General features: G+C 51.3%; 20 protein-coding genes and 2 tRNA genes. 8 read left to right on the forward strand and 14 right to left on the reverse strand.

Going from position 1 to position 26,927, the window contains the following annotated elements; genetic code table 11:
• Position 1 precedes the first annotated feature (1 nt).
• Genes B2R29_RS05350 through B2R29_RS05375 form a run of 6 tightly spaced genes read left to right on the forward strand, consistent with a single transcriptional unit; the run spans position 2 to position 13,734 of the window.
• Entirely contained in the window at positions 2–1,768 is a 1,767-nt protein-coding gene (locus tag B2R29_RS05350) for a hypothetical protein (protein WP_301180122.1), read from the forward strand.
• Between the two features lie 10 nt (positions 1,769–1,778).
• A complete protein-coding gene (locus B2R29_RS05355) occupies positions 1,779–5,429 on the forward strand; it encodes a hypothetical protein (protein WP_301180123.1) in 3,651 nt (1,216 codons plus the stop codon).
• Between the two features lie 2 nt (positions 5,430–5,431).
• Entirely contained in the window at positions 5,432–7,249 is a 1,818-nt protein-coding gene (locus B2R29_RS05360) for a hypothetical protein (protein WP_301180124.1), read from the forward strand.
• A complete protein-coding gene (locus B2R29_RS05365) occupies positions 7,242–9,164 on the forward strand; it encodes an ATP-binding protein (protein WP_301180125.1) in 1,923 nt (640 codons plus the stop codon). The genes B2R29_RS05360 and B2R29_RS05365 overlap by 8 nt, the downstream gene beginning before the upstream one ends.
• The gene (locus B2R29_RS05370; protein WP_301180126.1) at positions 9,164–12,772 is read left to right on the forward strand and encodes a DUF4157 domain-containing protein; all 3,609 of its coding nucleotides are present in this window, start codon (positions 9,164–9,166) and stop codon (positions 12,770–12,772) included. Before B2R29_RS05365 ends, B2R29_RS05370 begins: the two co-directional genes overlap by 1 nt.
• The gene (locus B2R29_RS05375) at positions 12,772–13,734 is read left to right on the forward strand and encodes a tetratricopeptide repeat protein (RefSeq protein ID WP_301180127.1); all 963 of its coding nucleotides are present in this window, start codon (positions 12,772–12,774) and stop codon (positions 13,732–13,734) included. Before B2R29_RS05370 ends, B2R29_RS05375 begins: the two co-directional genes overlap by 1 nt.
• 108 nt (positions 13,735–13,842) lie before the next feature.
• Here B2R29_RS05375 and B2R29_RS05380 read toward each other — a convergent pair.
• The 14 genes from B2R29_RS05380 to clpB form a co-directional block, all read right to left on the reverse strand.
• A tRNA-Lys gene (locus B2R29_RS05380) sits at positions 13,843–13,918 on the reverse strand.
• Between the two features lie 87 nt (positions 13,919–14,005).
• Positions 14,006–14,081 (reverse strand) — tRNA-Lys (locus B2R29_RS05385).
• Between the two features lie 95 nt (positions 14,082–14,176).
• Positions 14,177–14,959: a YbgF trimerization domain-containing protein gene (locus tag B2R29_RS05390; RefSeq protein ID WP_301180128.1), complete on the reverse strand. Its 783-nt coding sequence runs from the start codon at positions 14,957–14,959 to the stop codon at positions 14,177–14,179.
• Positions 14,959–15,522: a peptidoglycan-associated lipoprotein Pal gene (gene pal / locus B2R29_RS05395; RefSeq protein ID WP_297532085.1), complete on the reverse strand. Its 564-nt coding sequence runs from the start codon at positions 15,520–15,522 to the stop codon at positions 14,959–14,961. Before pal ends, B2R29_RS05390 begins: the two co-directional genes overlap by 1 nt.
• Before the next feature lie 35 nt (positions 15,523–15,557).
• Positions 15,558–16,838 (reverse strand): Tol-Pal system beta propeller repeat protein TolB, encoded by a 1,281-nt coding sequence (gene tolB / locus B2R29_RS05400; protein ID WP_301180129.1) that lies wholly within the window; start codon positions 16,836–16,838, stop codon positions 15,558–15,560.
• The gene (tolA, locus tag B2R29_RS05405) at positions 16,832–17,794 is read right to left on the reverse strand and encodes a cell envelope integrity protein TolA (protein WP_301180130.1); all 963 of its coding nucleotides are present in this window, start codon (positions 17,792–17,794) and stop codon (positions 16,832–16,834) included. Before tolA ends, tolB begins: the two co-directional genes overlap by 7 nt.
• Before the next feature lies 1 nt (position 17,795).
• Positions 17,796–18,245 carry a protein TolR gene (tolR, locus tag B2R29_RS05410; RefSeq protein WP_301180131.1) on the reverse strand — a complete coding sequence of 150 codons (450 nt, stop codon included), beginning with the start codon at positions 18,243–18,245 and terminating at the stop codon, positions 17,796–17,798.
• A complete protein-coding gene (gene tolQ, locus B2R29_RS05415) occupies positions 18,245–18,952 on the reverse strand; it encodes a protein TolQ (protein ID WP_301180132.1) in 708 nt (235 codons plus the stop codon). The genes tolR and tolQ overlap by 1 nt, the downstream gene beginning before the upstream one ends.
• Positions 18,953–18,962: 10 nt before the next feature.
• Positions 18,963–19,385, reverse strand: coding sequence for a tol-pal system-associated acyl-CoA thioesterase (ybgC, locus tag B2R29_RS05420; protein ID WP_301180133.1), 423 nt, complete (start codon positions 19,383–19,385; stop codon positions 18,963–18,965).
• Positions 19,375–20,406, reverse strand: coding sequence for a Holliday junction branch migration DNA helicase RuvB (gene ruvB / locus B2R29_RS05425; protein ID WP_068434573.1), 1,032 nt, complete (start codon positions 20,404–20,406; stop codon positions 19,375–19,377). The genes ybgC and ruvB overlap by 11 nt, the downstream gene beginning before the upstream one ends.
• On the reverse strand, positions 20,403–21,014 hold the full coding sequence (gene ruvA / locus B2R29_RS05430; protein WP_068434570.1) for a Holliday junction branch migration protein RuvA: 612 nt from the start codon (positions 21,012–21,014) through the stop codon (positions 20,403–20,405). Before ruvA ends, ruvB begins: the two co-directional genes overlap by 4 nt.
• Before the next feature lie 70 nt (positions 21,015–21,084).
• Entirely contained in the window at positions 21,085–21,603 is a 519-nt protein-coding gene (gene ruvC, locus B2R29_RS05435; RefSeq protein ID WP_068434567.1) for a crossover junction endodeoxyribonuclease RuvC, read from the reverse strand.
• A 9-nt stretch (positions 21,604–21,612) separates the two neighbouring features.
• Complete coding sequence (locus tag B2R29_RS05440) at positions 21,613–22,011, reverse strand: protease complex subunit PrcB family protein (RefSeq protein WP_301180134.1); 399 nt, start codon at positions 22,009–22,011, stop codon at positions 21,613–21,615.
• Positions 22,012–22,145: 134 nt separating this feature from the next.
• Positions 22,146–24,743, reverse strand: a complete 2,598-nt coding sequence (clpB, locus tag B2R29_RS05445; RefSeq protein ID WP_301180135.1) for an ATP-dependent chaperone ClpB — start codon at positions 24,741–24,743, stop codon at positions 22,146–22,148.
• Positions 24,744–25,031: 288 nt separating this feature from the next.
• Between clpB and B2R29_RS05450 the strand changes: the two genes are divergently transcribed.
• Positions 25,032–25,889, forward strand: coding sequence for a DMT family transporter (locus B2R29_RS05450; RefSeq protein WP_301180136.1), 858 nt, complete (start codon positions 25,032–25,034; stop codon positions 25,887–25,889).
• A 140-nt stretch (positions 25,890–26,029) separates the two neighbouring features.
• A complete protein-coding gene (locus tag B2R29_RS05455) occupies positions 26,030–26,926 on the forward strand; it encodes a LysR family transcriptional regulator (RefSeq protein ID WP_301180137.1) in 897 nt (298 codons plus the stop codon).
• Position 26,927 lies beyond the last annotated feature (1 nt).

Here is a 26,927-nt window from a genome sequence, read left to right on the forward strand (position 1 = left end):
CATGACTGAGATACTCTTCCAACCACTGGGTAATCCGTTGGCCGCCAGCCGCCCGATGGAAAAAATTGCAGACATAGATTCCCGTCTGACACGAACGCATTACTTCGATGGACGCCTGCTGACGGCCGAAGATCTTGAGCGCGATCAGATATACCTGGATGAACGTCTCCGCGAGGCCGGTAAGGTGCTTGGTGAAGGTGTTGCCTCGGGTCTCGAACTCAGCTTCGACCGATACTCCGGTCTGCTTAGCCTGGAGGCTGGCTATGGTGTGACCCGACACGGGCGGATTCTTCAGCTTGATGAACAATTAACGGTCAACGTCACAGACTCCGCTCTGATATCTCAGCTGAACAAAGGTAAGTACCGCCGTTTTAACCGCGGACTGTACGCCGTGGTTCTCAATTATGTCGAAGTCGCGACGGATCTTGCGGAAGTATTTCCAACCGATCTGGCGAGCAAACGCGGCGCCGAATATGCGTCGGTAACTGAAGCGGTTCAGCTTGGGCTTGTGCCGCTTCCGATACCACTGGCACAACAGAGTGAACTTCATACCCGGGCCAGCCTCATCCGCGCGCTTCAGGATAATAAGCTAGTCGCGGATATGATTCCCGGCGATAGTTTGCCTTTAGGTATTTTAGCGGTGCGTGACGACACTCCGCTCTGGTTGGACTCTGAATTATTGCGCCACCCTAACCGTCGCGATGGTGCAGACCTTTCCATGAAACAAGACCTGTACCGTCAGCATGAAAGTCTGTTTTATGACGTGCTTGAACACAGAGAGTCAGGAGGCCTGGCACTGGATTTTTCAGCCAGTGATTATTTCAGTCTGATGCCCGCAGCCGGTTCTATGCCCAAAGCCTGCGTTGACCCTGAGCGCGCTGTTCAGAGTTACTTTCCCGATAATTACCAGATTCATATTGCTCCGGTGAGAATGGCCGAAGTCGATCTGCTTCTCCAGGAATCATTACCACTTCCTGCGGTTGACCTGACCTCCAGTGAAGCGGTCGATATTATGATCCTGGTGCCACTCAGCAATCAGAACTACGGGCGCTATGCATCTCAACTTGAGCGTGATCCCAATATCATTGAGCGCAAGCTGAAAGCTTTTGATCCCTTACGCCTTACTATTTACCCACGACCAGCACCGCACCAGCTGGATACCGATGAAGCCGGATGGCGCGCTATTTTTAATGCAACAGAAGAAGACACCCTGCTTTATGTGCGACGTCCGCTACGCGCTGCCGAAACCCAGGTAAGCGGTATTGTTTTAGCGAACGGGTTTGATTTCCCTCCTGTTAAGAAACCAACGAACAGTAATACCACGGTCAGCTCGTCAGACAATAATATTCTCAACATTGCCAACTCACCAACCGACCGAGGCGGCGTTATTGTTGATGAAGACGACGTTATAAAACGCTTCCTGAGCCTGCGTGTCATTGGTGAATTCCGCATGCCCAGAACGGAAGTCGAGAAAAAGGCCTTTACCTGGGTAGAAGAAAAACCTGGGCAAGAAGCAGAGGCGTTACAGCAAATACTGTTTCTATTGCTAAGAATCAGCCCTTGGTATGACCCAGTACTGTGGCGCACGATCAGAGCACTATTTCAGAAAAATCTGATAGAAAAAGCGCAGGAAATTTTATCCGAAAATGAAACAGGTCACCCAGTCATGACCGCGAAATTACTGGTTAAGCTCATGGCTAATCAGGGCGTCAGTAAAACTCTACTCAAGCAATGGGAAGAGTTGGCCATGAAACTGGAAAAAGCGTAAGGAGACGATCATGACGACTATCCTGCTGCATCGCCCTGTTGCAAGCCACCCAGACCTTGAACGGCTGCACCTGTTCGCAGGACGACACCTGGGAGAGGATGAATTCGACCAACAGCAGAACTACGCTGAAGCCCGTCTTTCGCCCATATTAAAACAGCAGTTGCCAGGTGTGGTTTCAGGGTTGCATGTACGATCCCGAGGCGAGCGTGGCCCAGTGGATGATATCCAGCTGGCAGTCAGTCCGGGCAGTGCTGTCACTTCCACAGGCGCAGCGCTCACACTGGAATCCCCCCTCTACTGTACCTGGCAGGATTTAGTCGAAGAGTATCGCGATCGAAAACAAGTGAGTAATGCCAGCGGTGTTTTCTATCTGACCTTACATCAGAGCCAATCGCATATTGACCCTCCCAACGTCGATCCATGCCAGCGCACTGCATTCGACCCGACACGGGATACACGCTTGGTCACACTCGCATCGCTCAGGCTGCGGCGCTTAGATATCGATACTCAAAAGATAAAAACAGAACCCCCTCATCGGCTACAGAATACTATCTGTGCCGATCGCGTCGATCTTGATTTTGCGCGTCAGTTTCCGAATTCTGTACCGCTCGCACTCGTTGCTATTAACGATCAGAATAAAACCACCCTACTTTGGGTATCAGAAGAGGCCGGACGTTACGAATCAAATAACGCTTCGGGTTACCTGACATTATTAAATCAGACTCAGGCAGCGTTCCGTCAGCTCGTTACTCTGCGTAATGAAGGCTCGAACCATCAGTTAACCCTGAAGAAGTTTCTCGATAAGCACCTGCAGCTGGACTATTTACCAGCGTCGGGCCAGTTGCCACTTTCCTGGCTGGAGGACATAGCCAGCAAAAAACCTAAAATGCACGGCCTTCCTGCTTATCTCGGCGTCGATGTAATACCGGTCGCGGCAGATGGCATTAACGAATTAGTACATAGACACCTGCCACGACGCGTCATTGATCTGACACAACCTGCGGGGGATCGCATTCGTCTATTACTAGCGATGAAGCGATCAGTATACAAGCCTGACCTGCTGGATATTCCAGAGCTGGACAACGATCTTGAGCTGGATCTTTACCGCTACTGTCAGAAGGCCTACATGCGCTGGTACGACTGGAAAGAAGTATTCTACAGCCTTTACTACATTGCTCCGACATCAGATTCGAAGTACGACAACAAACTGACCGCCGAAGATGTCAATAGTCTTAATCTTCCTGAGCCGGCGAAATCACCTCTGCTCCCTGATGCATTGTTCAATCGCGTGATCGTCGCAGCTATGAAGCGCTTTGCGCTGGAAGATTCAGAAAATGCTCCTTATCCCTACGACAGAACCGAGTTCGAAATACCCAAATTTTTTGAAAACTGGGCGCCTGAAATTGATGAAGAACGTATGCCGCCGATACCTGACCGCCCGGAGAAGCACGGTCTTATTGGCCAGTACGCCATCACTGAAAAAGATCTCGATACCACCGAAGAGAAAATCCGTGATGAACGTAAAAAGCTTGAGGCAACACGAGATATTCTTCTGTTAAAACGTCAGCAACTGGATTCTCAAACCGTCGCGCTGGCGGCGCTGGCCGGCGGCGTAGCAGGCGATGGTAAAGGTATGCAGGTGGCTCGCTGGCTGCCTTACGCAAGCCTGAATACGGATAACCTGCCAACCGAAAAAAGTAGCATTGCGACGTCAGTGGCTACCAGTTCGACGTCATCTGTTAAGGTAGCGACTGACTCGAAGACGACAGCGGATACTCAATACCGGATTGCTGAAAGAGAGATGTTATCACTCGAAGAGCAGAAGAAACGTGAGCTGCTCGGTACCCGCGACTATCAATATACAGAAGCTATTAAAGGGACTATTTATACAAAAATAGAGCCCGATAAATACTCTGCGTTCGAACTTACGCTGAATAAAGACCGGATAGACCGGCTGCAGATTCCCACCGCATCCGTGAGTAAGCCCGCGTTTAATGCCAAAGAATTCAGCTTTGGCGTCATGGATCACATCAGCCCGGACATTAACGAATACAAAAAAATCTACTCAGGAATGCATGACATTCTGACGACCGTTCTGGATATTTTCGAAGAACCTGATGCAACCGATCTTCATACCAAGCTAACTGGCCTGAGCACCGAACTGAAATCACCGTCAAATCTTGAGACAGACATTATCAATGAAACCAATAATAAATATACGGGCCTGCCTGCCGAGGGTAAGCCCACAAAAGCGCATTTCGGTAATCTGATCGCCAACCAACGAAGATACGAAGCAATCTTTACCGCGGGCAAGATTCTTACTCGCTGGATCAGCGTGGTCGAAAATCGATATAACGAAAGCGAACAGACACTTCAGACCCTGTTAAGAACTCAAAAAGAACTGATTGCGACGCAAGAAAAACGTAAGGCTGAAATTGTACGTACCCGCCAGACTCTTCGCCACCTCGACAGTATTGCCGATGAGGCACTCGGTGATTACACCGTCGCTCAACAGCTGGTTGATGAAGATTGGCAACGCGTATACAAAGAGTATAAGGAGCGCACTCGCGTGCTCACCACACAGGTCGAAGGGCTTTACTACGTTCGGGTACGGCAGGCTGAGATCAGCAGACCATTAGCAGACCCATTACCATTACGCCGTGATAACCCAGGCGACCTGGTTCCTGGCTGCTCTTTAGATGATGATGCTGATCTTCCAGAGGCCCTTCTTCCCTTCTGGCAGGCAACACTGGAAATTCCAGCCGGACACTGGCGTGCAATATCGCCTTTCGCCGCACGTCTTAATACCCAACCGAATATCGACTATCTCGCACAGCTCAGACAAGTACGGATGACTAAGGCGTATCCTGAGTTGCCGGTTCTGAAAGCAAAAGTTGCAACCTCTTATGCCAATGCCGCCATGCGATCTATTGAAGACAGCCCCGCCTTCGTAGAGCTGGCAGCGAATAGCAAGAAAAGAGTTCAACGTTGGGCGTCACTTCCACTTCAAATGACTGATTTTGTTCCAGCCCATAAAGTAGCTGAAGTACTTTCGCTGGAAGATCTCAACAACCACAGCCACCGGATTCTCAGAAGAGCAAGCCGCACACTCCAGGAAAAGCTGGAACAGTGCCAGCTTTGCCTTCAGAACGTCCTTGGATCGTTGCCGGGGTCAATCCGGCTGCGCTGGGGACAACTCGCAGAGGACAACCGCTTACCCGTTGAAGCGATCAGTCGCTGGCCGGGGCTTAAGAAAGCCGAAGAACTTGACTTCAACACTACTCGCACATTAGCAGAACTGATTGAGTGGTGGTTTAAGCAACTTGGCGAAAATGCAGACAGTGACAGCCGACAGGCCATGCGGGATATGGTTCGTGCAGCAGTTATCTATGCTTCGCTGGGTAATCCACAGGAAATAGTAAAAGGCAGTATCTTCAGCCCACCACGCCGCATGGCTTTCGGCGAGCGCTTCAGCGTCAGCCTTAACCAGATTGTGCGCATAGGTAAGACGCTGCAATTACTCAATAAAGAACAGGAAGTTGCAGCTGAACTGACCATTGAAGAGCACGATGAATCCAGTACCCGGGTAAAAATTACCAAGGTACTGCGGGAAGACATCGACTTTAAAGACAACATCACCGTCATTGGCCGGGTTCGCTGAGCATGATGTTTGATCATCAGGGAGCAGAGACGACTCGCATACGGGCTTTGACTATTAAAGCCCCGGAATCTTTGCATTCGAAGATCGAAAGGGACGTAGCCACAGCTGACTGGCCATCTACGGATGATGAGAGGATCATATTCATCAGGAAGATCACCGCTACGGGATCAGCCAACGATATCGCTCATTCTCTGCGTGAAGAAACACTGCGCCAGATCCGGGAGCAACCTGGCGATAACGTGCGTATTTTCCCCAATACTCATCAAATGCTTGCTCAGTTACTGATGGATGCCGCAAAAGGCGAGCTGGGTCATCACTGGTATTGGCGAAAATGGAATGAAAGCGTGCTTCGCTCTGCGCATAGCCCTGTGATGAGCATATTATCAGAGCATCTTCCGGCAATGAGCTCTGCGCTAACACTGCTGGCAAAACAAAACAAAGCTGCGGTAGTTATGGAGGCTATTTCAGAGAGAGAAGCCGGCGAACTACTCATACTGTTGAGCTCTCACTCAGGATACTCTTTGAATGCGGGTTACTTAAATAGCCATACAGCAATGGGGCGTGGCAGTCACGTTATCAGGAACACGCCAGGAGAAGACAATCCTCGGATGCACGAAGAATCAAATGATCCAGCGCCCGTATCAACGAATCGAATATCTGATACAGAATTGGATGATTTTACCTTCGATAAGGGATACTCATTAAATCAAATCCCCGAACATTACTTTCATATCTGGCAAGCTGCATTAGCCAATACCGTATCACGAGCACACCTGGTGCTTGTTGCCTTTTTGATCTCTCTGAAGCACCTGCCTCTTCCGCTACATAACCAGACAGAAGAGGTGTTATCTGGGGTCGCAGAAAAACTCAATAGATCTGTTTCTGATACGAGTATATTGTCTGAACGACCTGATACTGAGGAGCATACGAGCAAAAGCCATCAACCGCATCCATGCTTTTCGGGAGAGCCAGAAAGTAAACATCGACAACCAGTAGTAGATTCAGGAAACTCATCTGAGACTACAGACCATGGCTACGATAAATGCGCCGAAAAAGACACAACGCTTCCCGACGCGCCTATATCTCTACATAGCTCTTCTGGCAGTACATCATCAAGTAGAGAATCATTAATAAAACAAGCAACTCGTTCGTTAAAAGATGACACGGGAGATACACCTGTTTCAGCTCCGTGTAATAGCTTCGGTATAGATCAGGATGCCGATAGGAGCTTTGGCAGCCAATTCGGCGGAATACTCTACCTGCTTAACTTCTTAAATCGCCAACCAGTACAGGCAATCATCCGTACACATTGGCGAAGTGTTCCTTGCGTATGGACCTGGCTATCAGGCGCGGTAGAGACTTTCGGCGACAACGCAGTACTAAAGAATGACCCTTTATATGACTACATAATCCAACGCACACACCTAGCGCGTGATTTACACGATTCGAAACACATTGAACGAAGCAGTAACAGAAGCAGTGACAGAACCCGTTACACAGATACAGGTACCGAAACGGGTTCAAGCCCGATAAACACTAGCTGTTTACGGCCAGACCTCATCTGTGAGCTACGGAAGACTTCAGAAACTCTGTATCCACGCCATTTATGGAATACCGAATTGCTGTCGCTTTCTTCTGACATTGGTATTTCTCAGAATCGCATCGTCGTACGTGCTGATCTATCTGAAGCCAATATTAACGCCCGGCTACACGGCCTGGACATTAATCCTGGCTGGCTTCCATGGTTTGGATATACCGTCCAGTTCCAATTCGAACATGGCTTTCGACCTACGCCTGTTAAGAGAGGGCAGCATGAATGATCTCGCTGTAATAAAGCCTCAGGCAGACTGTTTCAATCCGCTTCAACAATGGACTGAGGCTGGTCTGGTGTTCTATACAGAATCGCTCACCCAGGATGCTACTGCTCAGCTGCCGTCAGGCGTTCACTTTCAGACACTGACTCATGATATTGAAGCGCAGTGGAAAAATCTTAACGGGCGAACCTCGCATCTCATCCAAGTTCTCAATTTATCTCCTGCCGAAGTCTTCGTTCTGTTTATTGCCGGTATGATGGAGACGCAGCCCAGAATTGCCTTTGCCATCAATGAATTGCAACAGCCTTCCGATCAGGCCCGACTGAGTATTCACCTCGCGCTTGATATGGTTCAGTTTCTGTTTCCGGATACGACAGACTGGGATGTTCTCGATCTCATCAACACACCCCTGTTTAATGAGTCCGTGATCACCGTATCCGGCAATGGCCCGCTCAGCCTCCGGGAATTGGCAATCTCTGTTCCCCTCTGGTCAGTCATTAAAAGCAAACACAACCGCTGGCAGGGCGTGCAAGAACTCGACTCTCATGAGCGGGAATTACTCCCTGCTGCAACACGAAAATTATTGCCTGATTTGTGCAAAAAGCTTACTTCAAGCGAGTTTCTGATTCTGCGCGGACAGGAGCACAGTGGCCGATCAATACTGGCCGCGGAGCTGGGGCTGCTCTCGGGTTACCGCGCCATGCGTATTCCCTACCAGAGCTGGCAAGATGAGCCGCAACTGCGGCTCGCAGCAGCAATCGCCGGCTGGCTTCCTGTCATCACACCACCTGATGTGCCAGGTGAAGACTACAAGCTCATCAGTTCTGGATATCAAACGCCCGCCATAATAATAACGGGGTTGCACACCTGTGTGATTGCAAGCCGCTGCTACAACTACGCGTTACCTATGCCAGATTCGACACTGCGCCAAAAGCTTTGGTCTGAACATGTTGAAGACAAGAGCTTAGCCGAAAAATTGGCAGGCTCCGCTTTACTCAGTGGCCCAATGATTAAAAACATCGGAGAGCAGATTACCCTACCCGAGGGCTTATCAGGGCTAAATCAGGAACAACAAGTTCGTACGTGGCGCTCTTTGAATATCGCCCCTGGGCTCACCCAGCTTGCGCAAGCGGTGACCAAAGATATTCCGAAAGAAGCAGTAATATTTCCAACGTTGATCAATGAACATCTGGATGATCTTATTGCCCGGGCGCTTCAGCGAGAATCCCTGTACCGGAAACTCGGCGATACTCTTGCCGCCAACCAAAACCCTGGATTGCGCGCTCTCTTTGTGGGAGCCAGTGGAACAGGAAAAACACTGGCAGCCAGTTATATTGCGAGCCAGATAGGTGCCCCACTGTTTCGTGTAGATCTTGGTTCTGTCATCAATAAGTACATTGGGGAAAGTGAGAAAAACCTTGGTCGGCTGCTCGACTACGCCGCGGCTACCGACACCATACTATTGTTCGATGAAGCTGAATCTGTATTTGGTAACCGTACTGATGCCCGTAGCAGCAATGAACGCTTTGCCAACAATCTCACTAACTACCTGCTTTCCCGCATTGAGACTCACCCAGGGATTGTCATACTGACATCGAACCACAGGGACCGTATCGACCCCGCGTTCAACCGCCGTCTGGAAATAATTATCGATTTTCCTCAGCCGGGCTTTAATGAGCGACTGGCTTTGTGGGGCAGTCACATGGGGCAACGCAGCCCAGATGACGATTTCCTGAAAGCTCTGGCAAGTCATTGTGACTTGTCTGGCGGGCAGATTCGTAACGCCGTTCTGAGTGCCGCCGCGAACAGCCCGGATTCTGAAGTACTCGGCAAAGCGGCAATTATTAAAGCAATATCCCGCGAATACCAGAAGCTGGGTAAATCCTTGCCCGCGGCATTACAAAGTCATGGAGTGATGTAATGGAATCAAAGTCGCTCAGCAAGAAGGGAAACAAAGCTACTGAACTCGCAAATAAGAAACCTGCGAGAAAGAAAGCCAGTCAACCCGAGTACCTTAAAAAGAAGATCCAGAAAAAAATGGCTGTCAGCGACCCGGCAGACAGCCAGGAGAAAGAAGCCGACAAAGTCGCAGCCGATGTGAAGCAGAACCTTCAGCGAGGCAACGACGAGCCTGCTGTTGCGGCCAGAAGCGTAAGCTCCTCTACGCCTTCCATTAGCCGAACAGAAGAAGACGATGTACAGGCTAAACTATTCAGAGCAGAGGAAGAAGAAGCGCAGACAAAAGTACATCGTGAAGAAGAGGAAGTTCAAACCAAAGTATTCCGGGAAGAAGAGGAAGAAGCCGCTCAGACAAAACTTTTCCGTAACATAGATGAACTCGCTCAGGCGAAGCTGTACCGGCAGGAAGAAGAGGAAGTCGCTCAAACCAGGTTGCACCGGACTGAAGAAGATCCAGTTCAAACCAAATTAATGAGAAAAGAGCGGGACGAACAGAAAGCTCACGATGAAAAAATGGATGAGGTAGAAGCCCGCATCGCCCAGTCACGTGGCAACGGCTCTCCCCTACCGGACGAAGTCCGTCAGAAAATGGAGCAGCAGTTTGGCAAAGATTTCTCGCGGGTTGTCATTCATACCGATATGCAGTCCGACGAGCTTTGCAAAGAATTGAACGCTCGCGCGTTCGCCATTGGTAATGACATCTACTTCGCCACAGGAGAGTTTAATCCGGATAGTGAGCGGGGCCAGGAGTTACTCGCTCATGAGTTAACGCATGTCGTTCAAACAGGAAGCTCCATAGCGCGAACAATATTCAGAAAGATTGCGCCTGAAGACACGCCTGCGGGAAATACTGCGGCCAGTTCTGCTCTGACAGAAATGCTTAACCTGCGTGTGCCCGCCATCAAACAGCGCCACCTGTCTCTATATTCCCAGCTAGCGAGTGAGGGGAAGCTAGGCCGTGTTGCGGGATATGATCGTCCTCACAAAGGCGGGGATACGACAAAGCAAAAACGCTTCTGGGAAAAGGATATTGTTTTTGATGAAGCAGAGGTCGGACGTAAGCTCGGGGCGCTTACCCCGGCTGTCAGCTGGCCAACAAATAACAGGCACCAAGTCAGATTCCAGATAAAGAACGATTCGAAAACCTACGCGTATACCCGTAAATCCTTCCTTAAGAAAATATTGAAGGTCCCGAAGTGGGACCGCGAAGGAAATCCGGTGCCTCAGTATCAGGTTGATCATATTGTTGAACTGCAGACTTCCGGCGCACATGGTACGCGCTATGCCGTAGGCAATAGCCTGCAAAATATGGAGCTATTGGACCAACCCTCCAACAGTTCCTCTGGTAGTACCATCATGTCTGGTATTCATGAGCGCGTGGATAACTATATAAAAACACTGGATGAATCTACCCGACCGACTAAGAAAGACTGGCTCAAGGATCACTCTATTTACTTCGACCAGGTAACTGTCGATAGTTCTATGGGTAAATCTGAAGGCAATAGCTCTTGGTGGACTCTCGATGAGATAAAAGCCCTTTCGCCGCTCGATGCCTTAAAAGGTGCTCCACCGATAACCTACGAGGGCGATGACCGAAGCTTTGCTCTATTTTCGGGAAAGGGAGGAATCGAGGTTGGTCGCTTTGGACACGCCAGGGAAGCAACCGAATTTTCTCCTCGAGGACGTAGCTCCCGCAGCCTGGCTGGAATGGTCATTTCCTCGATAACACTTAATGACAAAGCTGAACAAGATAACCTTCAATCGGAAGGCGTCCATATCGGTAAGTTAAATGGTAGATGGGATCTCCCTGAAAAGTGGGCGCCTGAAAATACAGATGTCGAGCTGATGCTCTTCGGGCTCGGTCCATATGCTGGATACGTTGTACCACCTGCCAACCTACCAGCGGACTTTGAGCCTACAAGCCCGGCCATCTTTTCTGACATTGAAATAGGCTCAGAAGGATTCATGGCTGAAGGCGAAATACCTAAGCCAACGATCCCTCTGTTGGAGAATCTATCCATCGGTGCCTCTTGGATTGGTAGCGATGTCATGCTGCGAGCCGAGTACTCGCCACAAGATCTAAAAATTCCCATGCCGGGACTGACCATCAATGGCGGGTCTATTGGTCTTTTCTACAGCGGTCAGGAGGGGTTTGGTGTCGATGGAACAATATTCGTAGAGGTCAGTAAATTAGGAGAGGGATCACTAACGGCTGGCTACTCGCAGCGATCTGGTTTCTTTGCCGAAGGCACGTTCGACTTCGACTCAAAACTATTTGATGAGGCAAGCGCTACTCTCAGGTATCGAGATAAAACTTTCAGCGGTGATGGCACACTAAAAATAAACAGCCCCGATAAAATTAAAGGCATAAAAGCGGCCGAACTCCAGGTTAGTTTTTCGGAGGAAGCTTTTTCTGCCGAAGGAACCGTCGACCCGGACATCCCTGGTGTTCAACAAGCAGGACTGACGGTCGACTATTCCGAAGAAGAAGGCCTGACTATCGGTGGAAGCCTTGAACTCACTGCGAATCCCGCTATCCGCTCAGGCTCAATCAACGTAAAAGTTAATAAAAATGGAGAAGAATGGAAAGTCAGTGGCGAAGGTACGGCGCAACCTGATATTCCGGGCATTGATTCAGAACTGAATGTCGGCTACGAAGACGGTGGATTTGTTGCGGAGTTCAGCGGTGGCTTCGAGCGAGGCATGCTCTCAGGAGACGTTACTGTAGGTGTGAGTAACCGGGCTGTCGGTGAAGACGGCAAGCCCAGCGGTGACCCACTGCCCGGCGGCGAACTATTGGTGTACGGCTCTGGGTCAGCCACGATACAGATTGCACCATGGCTACAAGGAACCGCCGGAGTAAAATTTGACCCTAACGGTGAGGTAACCGTCTCAGGTGAAATTGGTATTCCGGATGAACTGGAAATTTTCGCCCGAAAAGAGATCAATAAAACGATTTTCCAGGTTGCCGTTCAGGTACCTATTATTCCAGGCATTGTCGCAGAAGTTGGCGGTGGCCTTTCCGCCATTGCCGGTATCGGACCGGGTGTTATCGACGAGCTCAAGATTGGTATCGAATACAACCCGGCCCGGGAGCAGGATACTAAGGTCACCGGCGATGCTCATCTCAGAGTACCAGCCGATGCAGGGTTACGCTTATCGGTCAGAGCTGGCATTGGCCTGGGTATTACAGGTGCAAGTGCGACTGGTGGCTTAGATATCGGTGGAACGTTAGGCATATCAGGCGCGGCTACGGCAGGTGTGCACATTGACTGGACGCCCGCTACCGGTCTGGACCTGACAGCCGATCTCGAAGTTTATGCTCAACCTAGCTTTACCTTTGATATCGGCGGTTACGTCAGTGTTAAGGTCTTTGGGTGGAGCGTCTACGATGATCGCTTTGAATTTGCCTCTTATACATTCGGCTCTGATTATCGCTTTGGGATAAAACTGCCAGTACATTACAAAGAAGGCGAGCCGTTCGATATTTCCACCGATGATATCGAATTTGAGATACCTGATATTAGTACCAACGACCTGCTTAAAGGTCTGATTTCGAGGATTACCTGATGACCCTTGCTGACCACCTTCAACAAGGCGTTGCGGCGCTTTCACAAGGCAATATCTCTGCAGCAGAAGAGCACTTTCGTACCGCAGTCGATATAGACCCGGACAATGCCAACGCTCATAACAATTTGGGTTTTGCGCTTGCGCAGCAACAAGAGTGGCAACCCGCACTCATTCATCTTCGTTCGGCACTTTCACTCGACCCGGATTCGTCCATGGCGCACTGTAATATCGGCCAGGTTCTGATTGCGACAGGCGACACCAATACCGGGATGACACACATTGAGACTGCTGTTCAGAAGAATCCTGAGAATGCTATTGCCTGGGATACCCTCGCCCGCTTCCGGGTTCTGGCTGCAGATTTCACTACCGCTGAATACGCCGCGCAGCGAGCTATTGGTATTGCACCCGGAGAGAGTAGCTTCTATGTTCGCCTTGGCATAACGCAAGCCGCTCAGAGACGTTTCAAAGACGCTCTCTCCCAGTACCAGAAAGCGCTGGAGCTGAATCCGTCGAATTCAGAGGCTTGGGCCCAGGCCGGCATCACCAGCTTTATGATGAACAATATTGGCGATGCAAAAGAAGCACTTCAGCGAGCTCTTGCCCTGAACCCCTCGGATACCAATGCGCGACGTCATCTGGCGCTGGCTGCACTGACTCAAGGCGATAAGGAAGCGGCCATCGACCACTTTCAAACCATTTTGAGGCAAACGCCCAATGACCAGAATGCGATACTCGAATTGGCCGTTCTGTATATTTCAGAATACCTTGATTCAGAAGCCCGCGAATTACTCAACAAACTGACGGAGACATCGAGACAAAGTCCACGATGCCGTTATTACCATGGCCTTTTGTTGCGAAGAGAAGGTTTCACGGAACAGGCAGAAGAAGTATTAAACGCCTTGGCTCACGAAGATAACGATTACGCCATTCGCGCGGCCAGACTGACAGAAACTGTGCACTGAGTGTGCAGTTTCAAGTCTTCGACGCTTAGAAAAGGATCCTGTATCAACATGGATCTTAGCGATTTAATAGATTCTGAAAATCAGGTTTCTCAGACGAGAAAGGAAAGGTGGTGGGTCGTGCTGGATTCGAACCAGCGACCAATTGGTTAAAAGCCAACTGCTCTACCAACTGAGCTAACGACCCCCAGTTGCTGCTGCATTCTACAGAATGCTTTGAAAATGTCAACAATTTCAGCAACTTAACTCCTTCAACCCACCTGACGTGTGGAGGTGGTGGGTCGTGCTGGATTCGAACCAGCGACCAATTGGTTAAAAGCCAACTGCTCTACCAACTGAGCTAACGACCCGAAGGAGCCGCGTATATTACTGATATTTTCGCGGCTGACAACCCTTTTTCTGAAAAAAGTTTCAGATTCAGTAACTTAGACCCTGACAGCCCGTATTACTGTGACATTTTCTTCAGGTATGCCTGTGCCAGAGAAACGGTACTGTCGCTCTTGCCGGCGTACTGGCTGATGACTTCATGCAACAACGCCTTGCTCTCTGCCTTTTTACCCGACTTGTCGAGCACTACAGCAAGCTTGTATGAAGCATCCGCGGCTTTCGAGTGATCATTGTGATCCTCTTTCACGGTTCGGAAGCGTGCTTCCGCAACGTCGAGCTTACCCTCAACCATGCTGACTTCACCTGCCCAGTAAATTGCATTTACGGCCAAGGCATTGCCGGCGTAGTTTTCAGCAAAGCTATCGAAGGCCTCACGCGCTTCGGAAAACTTCTTATCCCGCACCAGCTGCATCGCTGACTTATAGGCCTCTCCTGCAGGCGGGAGATCCTGACCTGTAGTATCAGTCGCACTGTTTGTAACCTCTTGCTGCTCAGCGACTGGTTGTGCCAGTGTCAGCGCAGAAATCCGGCTATCGAGGTCCAGGTAGCGATCTTGCTGTGACGCTTCCATTCGCTTCACTTTGGCTTGCTGTTCTTCAAGCTGACCGCGTAAAGAGGCGATTTCCATCTTCATCTGCTCAACCTGGAGCATCAGTTCAGTCAGGAGATCTCCACCGGAGTTGGCGGATGGGGCAAGGATCGGGGATTGATCGGGAGTAACGACGGGTTCAGAACTGGCCGGGGCAACCACTTGGGTTGACCCGACCGATACCCAGCCGTCATCTGAAAGCGCGCTGACAGACGAGGCTGCCAGCGCCAGAGTAACGACAAGCCGCTTCATTAACGGCTCTGGTATTTAACTTCTACGCGACGGTTCTTAGCGTATGCAGAGCTGGTGCTACCAGTAACTGCTGGCTTCTCTTCACCAAAGCTAACAACTTTGACCTGGCTTGAAGAAGCACCTTTCGCCATCAGGAACTGACGAACAGCGATTGCACGACGCTCACCCAGAGCCAGGTTGTATTCAGGAGTACCGCGCTCATCAGCGTGACCTTCCAGAACAATACGTGCGCTTGAGTTTGATGCCAGGTACGCAGCGTGTGCACTCAGAGCGGCTTTGCCAGACTCTTTGATGCTTGACTGGTCAAAGTCAAAGTAGAAAACAGTGATGTCCAGCAGAGCCTGCTGAGCCGCTTTTTCAGCGTCTGACATCATTTGTTCACCCTGCAGTGACGCAGACTCAACACCAGTAGTAGCGCTATCAGCTGCTTCGTTTGCCTGCTGTTCGGTAGCAGTCGTTGCAGCGCCTGCACCCTCTTCCAGGTCACCATTGTTGGCACATGCAGTTACCAGAAGTGCGCCGAAGGCGATACCCAGTGCTTTGTACAGTGCTGTTTTTTGCATAGTTGCTTCTTCCCAATTGTGGTTAGTAGTTCAGATTAATTCAGTATCGGAGACCAGGCCGGTTCGCGTACGTCTCCGAATCTGGATGGCAGCCGGAATTTTACTTCCCCATCCACCGATACTGCCGCCAGAATACTTCGTTCTTTCTCAGTTGCCGCATAAATTACCATACTTCCGTTGGGGGCAACACTAGGCGATTCGTCCAAATTCGTGTCCCGGGTCAGTATTCTTACCCGGCCACTTTCCATGTCCTGAGAAGCGATATGAAACTGGTCTCCGTTACCGTGTACGTAGACCATTTTGCGGCCATCTGCGGTCATTCTCGCTCTGGCATTGTACCGGCCTTCAAAGGTGACCCGCTCTACCGAGCCATCGATAGTGTCCAGTTTGTAAATCTGCGGCCCACCAGCCCGGCTGGAGGTGAACAGAATATGGCGATTATCGGTCATCCACTGCGGTTCAGTATCAATGCCATAGTGTTTGGTAATTCTTTCCGCCTTACGGGTGTTCAGATCCATCACGTAAATATCCGGGTTACCCAACCTTGAGTGTACAAAGGCCAATTTGGTTCCATCGGATGAGAAAGATGGCGCACTATTTGATCCATCCCATGCTACGACTTTTTCACGTTTCCCGGTTGCCAGCTCCTGGAAAAAGATTTCGCTCTGTCCATTTTCAAAAGAAACGTACGCTACTTTTTTGCCGTCAGGAGACCAGGTCGGCGACAGGATAGGTTCGTCTGAACGGAAGATAAGCTGCTCCCGGGCACCGTCTGCGTCGGCAAAGTTCAGGTTAAAACGTGAACGTTCCCGGTTAGTAGTGACGTAAACCATCTTGGTCGAAAATACCCCCGGGATACCAGTCAGCTGCCCGAAAATATGATCGCTGATGTAATGCGCAAGATCCCGCAGCTGCGTCGCCTTCCCTTTAACACGGTGATGAATCATAGTTCGCTGCTGATGAACGTCCAGCACCTGAAATTCGACAGCGTATCCACCTTCTGCGGAACTTATCTGGCCAACTACCAGATAATCCTGTTTCAGCCGCTGCCAGTCGACGTAATTTACGTCTTGTGGAGTGTGCGGCGTCGCCAGCATAAGAGAGCGATCCAGCGTGCGGAAATACCCCGAGCTTCCGAGGTCATTATTAACTATGCCGCTGATGTCTTCTGGCAGTTCCAGTGCTCCGTTCCATTCGAAAGGCACAACAGAAATCGGCAAAGCGCTCTGTCTGCCCTGCGTTACTTCAATCACTAATTCTGCGTGTGCGACCTGGCCTAATACCAGCGCCAGTACAAATAATACTCGTGTTACCAAGAGGCATTCTCCGGTCTGAATTTCATGGTTAAGCGTCGGAAGTTTTTCTCAAACACCCGAATATCGTCAGGCACAGGAAGCGGCGATGCTTTCAGAATCGCCTGCTCTACCGAACGGTCCAGTGCATCATTGCCACTGCTACGCGTTACGGTGGCGGAAATAACTTCACCGGTGGGCACCATAACAAGACGTACTTCAACTTCCAGTTCGGCACTGACATTCGGTGGATAGTTCCAGACGGACGCTACTTGTGCGCGAATAAGATCCTGATACTCCGCCGTCATCTGGGCCGCTTTTTCTGCCGCTTCGGCAGCGCGCGCAGCCTCTTCCTGTCGGCGTATTTCCGCCTCTGCCTGCTCAAGTGCCATTTGTTCCATCAATGCTTGTTCAGCTGCAGCCTGCTCCCGCGCCGCTTTTTCGGCAGCGGCTTTTTCTGCCGCCGCCTTTTCGCGTGCTGCTTTTTCTTTCGCGGCCTTCTCTTTGGCCGCTTTTTCTCTTGCTAATTTTTCCGCTGCGGCTTTTTCTTTAGCTGCCTTCTCTTCAGCAGCTTTCTGGCGCGCTCTTTGTTCGGCTTCGGCTTTCTCTTTTGCAGCCTTGTCAGCCGCAGCTTTATCTCGAGCGGCTTTTTCTTTTGCTGCTTTTTCTTTTGCTGCTTTTTCTTTCGCTGCTTTTTCTTTCGCTGCTTTTTCGCGGGCAGCCTTCTCTCGCGCTGCTTTTTCGCGCGCGAGCTTTTGCTGCCGCAGACGTTCAGCTTCACGCTGGCGCTGCAGATCTCGCTCTTTTGCCGCCTTGTTCTCTTCCTGAACAACTTTCGCAATCATGTGCGGTGGAACAGGCTCAGACATCACCGGCTTATCACGCTGCCACTCGCTCACCAGCAGGATAACGGCGACCAGGTGAATGACTACGGCACCTACAACTGGCAGGGTATAACTGCCGGGCTCGCGCCAATTCATATCAGGGGCGAGCCTCCGGATCTGGCGCTTCGGTGACGAGGCCGACGTTGGTAATTCCTGCCCCCTGAAGGTTCCCCATCAGCAGCACCACCTTACCGTACGGCACAGACTCATCACCGCGAATCATGTAGCGAGTGTCCGGCTGAGCTTTCAGTAACTTTCCTGCGTAATCTGTCACGTCAGTCAGAGACATTGGCTCTGGGTCTTCTTCCCCACGCTCAACGTAATAAAGACCATCTGAACTGACCGAAATCATCACTGTTGTGTCGTCCGGATCAATTTCGGTCGGCGTGGAGTCAACATCAGGCAGGTTCACGGGCACAGATTGCACCAACATGGGCGCAGTCACCATGAAAATAATGAGAAGAACCAGCATCACGTCGATGTAAGGAACAACGTTGATCTCCGCCATTGGGCGGCGTTTCGTCATTTGCTGCTGAAGCGGTTCCATCAGAGAGCCTCCGCTCCGGCACGCTGAGTCTGACTTACCTTGTGCGCCTGGCGATACAGCAGAGCACTGAATTCATCGGCAAAAGTGACGAGAGCCGTCTGGAACTTCTCGGTTTTAACGACGTAACGGTTATAGAAAATTACCGCAGGAATCGCCGCCAGCAGACCCATAGCCGTCGCGACCAGAGCTTCAGAAATACCCGGTGCTACCGTTGCAATCGTTGCTTGCTTCACACTGGCTAAGCCCTGGAAGGAGTGCATAATGCCCCATACAGTACCGAACAGACCGACGTACGGGCTGGTCGAGCCAATGGTTGCCAGCATTGGCAGATGATTTTCCAGCTCTTCGGTTTCCCGGGTAATCGCGATGCGCATGGCACGCTGAACACCCGCCATCATGGCTTCAGGATCCCCCGGGCTTTGTTGACGCATTTTTCCGAACTCTTTCAGGCCGGCCATAAAGACTTTTTCGGCAGACGAATTTTCTGGCTGCTGCTGGCACTCACGATAGAGGTCGTTGAGGTCAATACCTGACCAGAAACGCTCTTCAAACTGACGCATAGATTGCTCAGTGGCAGAAATCAGGCGACCGCGTTGAATAATAATGACCCAACTTAATACTGACGCTGCCACCAGCATCAGCATCACCAGCTGTACTACAAAACTCGCATTTAAAATAAGATGCGTAATTGAAACCGACTCGTTCACTTTGGCTCCGTTAGGTTTTCATCAGGGCAACGATATCAGCAGGTATTGCTGCAGGCCGCCCTTCGTTGTTAATACACGCGACACGCACCTGCGCATCGACTAAAAGTTCTTCGATTCGTTCTTCCGTTTTTTCCGCTGATTCAGACCGCCGGATCACCGTCTGGTTCAACGTCATCCCGGCTTTCGTTATTTCAGCTAACTCTGTTGTCGCGACTATCTGGTCATCTAATACGGCTGCTTTGCGATATCGGATGTTGAGATCCCGAACAACAAAACGGACTCCCGCCTGCATCAGAGCTTGCTGCTCAAAACCGAGTGAGCGCAGCCATTCGCTTCGGGCACGCTCCATATAGCGCAGGTAGTTGGCGTAAAACACGATACCACCGGCGTCCGTATCTTCGATATAGACTCTCAGGGGCCATTCAAACGCCATCGTTATCCGACCCGAAACGTGCTGGCAGATCAATCCCGAAATGGAGATAAGCGAGCTTTGTCGCCGTTCGCCCACGAGGTGTACGAGTGATGTAGCCCTGCTGCATCAGATACGGCTCAAGCACATCTTCGATGGTATCCCGCTCTTCACCAATGGAGGCTGCAAGGCTTTCGACCCCGGCCGGACCACCGTCGTATTTTTCCATTAACGTCAGCAGCAGACGGCGATCCATGTGATCAAAGCCCTGCGCATCGACGTTCAGCATGTTCAGAGCGAGGTCTGCGACTTCTTTGGTCACACGTCCGTCCGCTTTGACCTGAGCGTAGTCACGCACACGACGCAGCAAACGGTTCGCAATACGGGGGGTGCCACGCGCCCGACGGGCGACTTCCTGCGCGCCTTCTTCTTCGACCTCCAGCTCCATCAGACGCCCGGAGCGGCTGACGATGCTTGACAGGTCATGAATGTTATAAAACTCGAGGCGCTGCACAATACCGAAACGATCTCTCAACGGAGAGGTCAGCAAACCTGCTCTTGTAGTCGCCCCTACTAAGGTGAACGGCGGCAATTCAATCTTCATTGATCGTGCGGCCGGCCCCTCACCCACCATGATATCAAGCTGATAATCTTCCATAGCGGGATAGAGCACTTCTTCGACCGCCGGGCTCATGCGATGAATTTCATCGATAAAGAGCACATCGCCCTCTTCGAGGCTGGTCAGAATCGCAGCCAGATCGCCTGCTCGCTCAAGTACCGGACCGGATGTCGACTTGATCTGAACACCCATCTCTTCGGCGATGATATTGGCGAGGGTCGTTTTACCCAGACCCGGCGGGCCAAATACCAGGGTATGATCCAGCGCTTCACCACGTCCTTTGGCCGCGCCGATGAAAATCTCCATCTGCTCCCGCACATGCGGCTGACCAATGTAGTCATCCAGCATACGGGGGCGGATAGCGCGATCCTGCTTTTCTTCACCTAGCTGCGGCGTCGGTGCGATAAAGCGATCAGTTTCTATCATTTGCCACCCATGGTGTTACGCAGAGCAATACGGATCATTTCTTCAGGGGTGCTGCACTGATCTGCCACTTTCATCAACATTTTTGACGCTTCCTGCGGCTTGTAGCCGAGGGCAACCAACGCACCTTCCGCTTCAGCGAACGCTTGCTCCTGAGTATTTTTCTCCGCCTGATCGGCAGCAGCCCAGAGAGGTGCTGGGGCCTGCCATTCTTTCAGACGGTCACGCATTTCTACAATCAGGCGTTCGGCAGTCTTTTTACCCACGCCGGGTAAACGCGTCAGGGATTTAACATCTTCATTGTGAACACAGTTAGCGAAGGCATTCACATCCATACCAGACAGAATGGCCAGCGCCAGCTTGGGTCCAACACCACTGACCTTAATCAGCGTACGGAATAAAGTACGCTGCCCTTTATCACTGAAACCGTAGAGCTGATGCGCATCTTCGCGAATGGCGAGGTGGGTATAGAGAGTAATGGGCTCACCAATGGAGCCAAGGACCGCGAATGTGGACAAAGGTGCCTGCACCTCGTATCCGACGCCCTGAACATCAATAAGTAATTCCGGGGCCTGCTTTTCGAGGATGAAGCCTTGCAGTCGACCAATCATGTATGAATTTCGCTTGTGTGCTGTATAAATTAACCGGCATAGACTACCAGCAAAATACAGTGCTGCTCAATCAGGAAGCGCGGCCACGACGATAGGTTTTTAAGCCAGCACGGCTGATCAGGCTGGCGTTGGTGTGCGCATGACAAAGCGCAATGGCAAGTGCGTCGGCGGCATCCGCCTGTGGTAGCCCCGGCAGCTTAAGCAGACGCTGGACCATGTGCTGAACCTGCTCTTTTCCTGCGCCACCGGTTCCGACCACCGCCTGTTTAATAGTGCGAGGAGCATATTCGTGCACAGGCAAGGACGCCAGCTGAGCAGCCAGAATCGCAACGCCGCGAGCCTGGCCGAGCTTGAGCGCTGAGTCAGCATTTTTCCCCATGAATACCTGCTCAATGGCAAATTCCTGAGGGCAATATTGCTGGATCAGCTCGGAGACGCTCTTGTATATGGTTTCAAGCCGCTCAGGCAGCTCGCCGGTGCCTGCGCGAATGCAGCCGCTGGCAATGTATTCGATTTTACGACCGCCAACCGAATTAATCAGACCAAAGCCTGTAATACGCGAACCAGGGTCAATACCGAGAATAATCACTAGTAAGGATCAGTTCGCTGCGTTCTCAAACACCCATTGCTGACCAGAATCTTTATTCTCGACGGTCAGACGCTGCCAGTCTTCGGTTAGGGTCACACGGGTGCATGGGCTTGTGATCATCTGCGCCAGTATTGCGCCCTCTTTTGGGCCGGAGACCTGATAAGCAATACGAATGCTGTCGCCTTTGCGGCTTTGCTCATTCAATTGAACGGCATAGCCCGGAGTCGGTTTTTCACCAGCGCCAATGGTGAGTACGTCATCCACCACGGTGACACTTGGAATTGATCCACAATGCAGGTCTGTACTTGCGACCAGGTCGAGCTGCGAAATCGTACCGGCACAGGCTGACAGCACGGCTGCAGACGCAGCGACCAATAAAAAGGAGAAGAAACGTACGCTCAACATCATGAATCCCTATAAAAAAGCCGATACCCAGAATAGATATCGGCAAGTATACAGGCCGCTCCCTGGCCTGTCAGGGGACACAAAGCACCGAGGTGCTGGTTAGCGTCAGGACTTGTCAGGCTTTACCACCATAGTGATCAGCCCTCTCGTGCGGAGAATATAAATTCATCATTCTCTACATCAGCGACAATCGTGCTGCCCGGCATAAAGCGCCCCGACAGAATATCCTGTGCCAATGGGTTTTCTATCCAGCGCTGGATCGCACGCTTCAGAGGGCGCGCACCAAACACCGGATCGTACCCTACATCCACCAGCTTACTGGTAGCAGCATCCGTCAGCTCCAGGGACAGGTCGCGCTCGCGTAAGCGCTCATGCAACATGTGCAGCTGAATGTCCGCAATGCCGCGGATCTGATCTTTTTCCAACGGATGGAAAACCACAGCTTCATCAATACGGTTGATGAATTCCGGACGGAAATGGCTACCCACGACTTCCATCACAGCGTCGCGCATCGTTTCATAATCGCTGCCGCTATCCGAGGCCATGGTCTGAATCAGATCCGAGCCCAGGTTCGACGTCATCACCAGTACGGTGTTTTTGAAGTCGACACGTCTGCCCTGACCGTCAGTCAGCTGACCATCGTCCAGCACCTGAAGCAGAATATTGAAGACGTCCGGGTGCGCCTTCTCAACTTCATCCAGCAGGATGACCGAGTAGGGTTTGCGACGCACAGCTTCGGTCAGGTAACCGCCTTCTTCGTAGCCAACATAGCCCGGAGGCGCACCGATTAAGCGGGCCACCGAGTGCTTCTCCATGTATTCCGACATATCAATACGGATCATGGCGTCACGGCTGTCGAACAGGAAACCGGCCAGCGCTTTACACAGCTCTGTTTTACCTACCCCGGTTGGCCCAAGGAACAGGAAAGAGCCGTTCGGACGATTCGGATCAGAGAGCCCCGCACGTGAGCGGCGCACTGCATTCGATACCGCCGAGATCGCCTGATCCTGACCAACCACAGAATCGTGCAGCACGTCTTCCATGCGCAACAGCTTCTCGCGCTCGCCTTCCAGCATTTTGGTCACGGGCACGCCGGTCCACTTAGAGACCACTTCGGCGATTTCATCTTCGGTCACTTTGTTACGCAGCAGCGTAAACTCCTGCGTACCTGTGGTTTCGGCTTCATTAGCCGAGGCCACCTGTTTTTCCAGCTCTGGAATACGTCCGTACTGAAGCTCTGACATTTTCTGCAGATCACCAGAGCGGCGCGCGGCATCCAACTCCAGCTTGGCCTGCTCGAGTTCTTCTTTTGCCTTACTGGCGCCTTCGAGCAGAGCTTTCTCTTTCTTCCAGACTTCTTCGAGTTCAACGTAGGCCTGACCGGCTTTGTTGATTTCTTCGTTCAGGTCGCTGAGTCGCTTACGAGCGGCATCGTCTTTTTCTTTGCGCAGGGCTTCGCGCTCTATCTTCAGTTGAATCAGACGACGCTCAAGGCGATCCATTTCCTGAGGCTTGGAGTCAATCTCCATACGGATAACCGATGCAGCTTCATCGACCAGATCAATCGCCTTATCCGGTAAACGACGGTCAGCAATGTAGCGCTGCGACAGCTTAGCCGCCGAAACGATGGCGCTGTCGGTAATTTCGACACCATGGTGAACTTCGTAGCGTTCTTTCAGACCGCGCAAAATGGCAATCGAATCCTCGACACTAGGCTCATCGACCAGCACTTTCTGGAACCGACGCTCCAGTGCGGCATCTTTCTCGATAAACTCCCGGTACTCATCCAATGTAGTTGCACCGACACAATGCAGCTCGCCACGCGCAAGTGCAGGCTTGAGCATGTTGCCTGCGTCCATTGCTCCGTCACTTTTACCGGCGCCGACCATGGTATGAAGCTCGTCGATAAAGAGAATGAGCTGCCCCTCTTCTTTGGAGACATCTTTCAGAACGGCCTTAAGGCGCTCTTCGAACTCACCACGATATTTAGCACCGGCCAGGAGCGCCCCCATATCAAGAGACAGAATGCGCTTTCCTTTCAGGTTCTCGGGGACTTCGCCATTGATGATGCGCTGCGCCAGCCCTTCCACTACCGCAGTTTTACCGACCCCCGGTGGGCCAATCAGAACAGGGTTGTTTTTGGTACGACGTTGCAACACCTGAATGGTGCGGCGAATTTCTTCGTCACGGCCAATCACTGGATCAAGCTTGCCGGCTTCCGCACGCTCTGTCAGATCCACACAATATTTACTTAATGCCTGACGGCTGTCTTCTGCGTTCGCGTCGGTCACTTTTTCTCCACCACGCATATCTTTGATTGCTTTTTCAGCGTTTTCGCGGGTAACGCCTGCTTCTTTTAAGGCCTGGCCTGAAGGGCCACGCTCATCCAGCGCCACCAGTAGAAAAATCTCGCTGGAGACAAACTGATCACCACCCTTCTGGGCTTCTTTATCAGCGAGATTCAGTAAGCGGCCAAGTTCTGGAGCCAGCTGCACATTGCCATCCGGCGAGCTGACTTTAGGCTGGTCACTGAGAATGGCACGTAAACGTCCTTCCAGGTTGCTAACGTTGGCACCGCAACGGCGCAGAACGTCTTTTACTGAACTGTCGGTCTGCTCGAACAACGCCAGCAGCACGTGCACCGTATCAATCTGGTTATGATCCTGCCCCAAGGCAATGCTCTGACTCTCTGCCAGCGCGTTCTGAAGACTCGTAGTCAAACGATCCATACGCATCTTTCTGGTCTCCTACCCCTGACCAGGGGAGCTACAAACGATTAAACAATGAAGTTGCAATCTATATGGTGGCCATTTAGTAAAATTCAACATCCGCCATTAAAACTTTAATTAAATTCATGTTGCGATCTTTGATACAGCGCAAGCTTACTTCGAATACCACTCAATTCATGAGCTGCGGAAATAAATGCGTATAATCCGACGCTTTCAGCGCTCTTCAGCATTGACCATTCTCTATATAGTGCCTGCCCCGCTCAGCTCAAGGGCACAGATACTTTTCTGGATGTTATGACTTCAAATTTACGACAAGCGGCTTTATTTCTGATCGGCGGCGAAGCGCTGTTGGCCATTATGGGTGCCCTGATCAAGTTTCTTTCTGAAAGCCTGTCGACCGAGCAGATCGTGTTCTTCCGTAATGCCGCTGGTCTGCTGATCCTGATGCCTTTGATTCTGCGGCAAGGCACCACCTTACTGAAGACCTCAGTGTGGCACTGGCACCTGATGCGAGGGCTGGTCGGCGTCAGCGCGATGTACTGTTATTTCTGGGCGCTCGGTCACATGCCCCTGACTGAGGCGTTTCTGGTGAAACTCTCCAGCCCCTTCTTTATGCCACTCATTGGTTTGCTGTGGCTTGGCGAGCGCGCAGGTAAGTACAGCATAGCCGCTGTCTTTGTCGGCTTTACTGGTGTTGCCTGCATTCTTCGGCCCGACGACAGCACATTTACTTTTATTGCGTTGGTCGCTCTGCTCGGTGCTTTTCTCGCTGCACTGGCCAAAGTCACGATTCGACGTATGTCTGAAACGGAATCCAGCCAGACCATTGTTTTCTACTTTGGGGTCATTGCCGCGCTGGTCAGTGCCCCCGGTGCGGCCGTGACCTGGCAACCTGTGTCTGTGGATCTCTGGGGCTGGATTCTGCTACTCGGTCTTGTAGCAACCCTGGGTCAACTGGCTCTGACCCGAGCCTACCGTACGGCACCGACAGGGAAGGTTGGCGTCTATGCTTATAGCGCTGTGCTCTATGGAGCACTGATGGGCTGGTTGATCTGGGATGAAATTCCGATGTGGACCACCTGGCTGGGGGCCTCGCTCATCATTGCTGCTGGGTTGATCAATCTGTATAAGCCCGCAAAAAAAGCCGCATAGCGAAGGTTTCTATCTGGCTTTTATTATTTCCCTTTGTTTAACTATGGGGCTGTTAAGGCCTCTATTTCAAACTTTGAGGAAAAACCTGAAAGCTCTTTAAGTTAAAGCAGAGCACAGGTAGCCAATCAAAAGGACTCCCCATGTCGCGCGTCGATCCGTTACAAACCTTTGTCTCGGTAGTCAGAGCCAGAAACTTCTCCAGTGCAGCGGAATCGCTTGGAGTAACCCCATCAGCGGTCAGTAAACAGATCAGTGCTCTCGAAGAACGTTTAGGCGTTCGCCTTCTAAATCGCACAACCCGGTCAGTCAGCCCTACAGAAGCTGGACAGATGTTCTATCAGCATTGCGAGAATATCCTCGACTCCATCACGGAGGCTGAAAAGCTGGTGACTGATTTTGACGATACTCCCAAAGGCCGGCTACGAATTACAGCAATGTCCAACTTCGGGCGTAAAGAGCTGGCGCGCATTTTCAGCGACTTTTCTGATAAGTATCCCGATGTCAGTTTTGACCTTCACATTTCAGACCGGCCACTGGATATCGTAAAAGAGGGCTATGACTTTGCACTGCGCATCGGTTCGCTGGAAGATTCGCGACTGATCGCCAAGCCTGTCGCAGAGCAAAGAATCGTTATATGTGCCTCTCCTGCTTACCTTGAACGATGGGGAACGCCCACAACGCTTGAAGAAGTGATGAATCATCGCATTCTGGTGGTGGCTAACGCCGAATACGCACGAATCAACTGGCTACGACAGTTCGAGAAGGAGAATAACTTCACCTTGGCGAATATCGAACGCAAGCTCACCGTGAACGACATCGACCTGATTTACGAGGCTTGCCTGGCTGGCATGGGGATTACTGCCCTACCGACCTACGTGGCCGAACGCCATATTCGTAACGGCGAACTCGTTAGACTGTTCAGCGACATGGAAATCCCGGTGCGTACCATCAAGGTGGTGTTCCCACAAAATCGCTATCTGGCCAACAAAAGCCGCGCTTTCCTGGATTTCCTCACGGCCTATTTCAATAACGGTTAAC

This window comes from Thalassolituus sp. UBA3500, from assembly GCF_002377545.1.
Taxonomy (GTDB): Bacteria; Pseudomonadota; Gammaproteobacteria; order Pseudomonadales; family Oceanobacteraceae; genus Thalassolituus.

What these genes read in the sequence shown, in the direction of transcription:
- B2R29_RS05350 (WP_301180122.1), top strand. Translation starts at nt 2, where the DNA reads ATGACTGAGATACTCTTCCAACCACTGGGTAATCCGTTGGCCGCCAGC.
- B2R29_RS05355 (WP_301180123.1), top strand. Translation starts at nt 1,779, where the DNA reads ATGACGACTATCCTGCTGCATCGCCCTGTTGCAAGCCACCCAGACCTT.
- B2R29_RS05360 (WP_301180124.1), top strand. Translation starts at nt 5,432, where the DNA reads ATGATGTTTGATCATCAGGGAGCAGAGACGACTCGCATACGGGCTTTG.
- B2R29_RS05365 (WP_301180125.1), top strand. Translation starts at nt 7,242, where the DNA reads ATGAATGATCTCGCTGTAATAAAGCCTCAGGCAGACTGTTTCAATCCG.
- B2R29_RS05370 (WP_301180126.1), top strand. Translation starts at nt 9,164, where the DNA reads ATGGAATCAAAGTCGCTCAGCAAGAAGGGAAACAAAGCTACTGAACTC.
- B2R29_RS05375 (WP_301180127.1), top strand. Translation starts at nt 12,772, where the DNA reads ATGACCCTTGCTGACCACCTTCAACAAGGCGTTGCGGCGCTTTCACAA.
- B2R29_RS05390 (WP_301180128.1), bottom strand. Translation starts at nt 14,959, where the DNA reads ATGAAGCGGCTTGTCGTTACTCTGGCGCTGGCAGCCTCGTCTGTCAGC.
- pal (WP_297532085.1), bottom strand. Translation starts at nt 15,522, where the DNA reads ATGCAAAAAACAGCACTGTACAAAGCACTGGGTATCGCCTTCGGCGCA.
- tolA (WP_301180130.1), bottom strand. Translation starts at nt 17,794, where the DNA reads ATGAATTGGCGCGAGCCCGGCAGTTATACCCTGCCAGTTGTAGGTGCC.
- tolR (WP_301180131.1), bottom strand. Translation starts at nt 18,245, where the DNA reads ATGGAACCGCTTCAGCAGCAAATGACGAAACGCCGCCCAATGGCGGAG.
- ybgC (WP_301180133.1), bottom strand. Translation starts at nt 19,385, where the DNA reads ATGGCGTTTGAATGGCCCCTGAGAGTCTATATCGAAGATACGGACGCC.
- ruvB (WP_068434573.1), bottom strand. Translation starts at nt 20,406, where the DNA reads ATGATAGAAACTGATCGCTTTATCGCACCGACGCCGCAGCTAGGTGAA.
- ruvA (WP_068434570.1), bottom strand. Translation starts at nt 21,014, where the DNA reads ATGATTGGTCGACTGCAAGGCTTCATCCTCGAAAAGCAGGCCCCGGAA.
- B2R29_RS05440 (WP_301180134.1), bottom strand. Translation starts at nt 22,011, where the DNA reads ATGATGTTGAGCGTACGTTTCTTCTCCTTTTTATTGGTCGCTGCGTCT.
- clpB (WP_301180135.1), bottom strand. Translation starts at nt 24,743, where the DNA reads ATGCGTATGGATCGTTTGACTACGAGTCTTCAGAACGCGCTGGCAGAG.
- B2R29_RS05450 (WP_301180136.1), top strand. Translation starts at nt 25,032, where the DNA reads ATGACTTCAAATTTACGACAAGCGGCTTTATTTCTGATCGGCGGCGAA.
- B2R29_RS05455 (WP_301180137.1), top strand. Translation starts at nt 26,030, where the DNA reads ATGTCGCGCGTCGATCCGTTACAAACCTTTGTCTCGGTAGTCAGAGCC.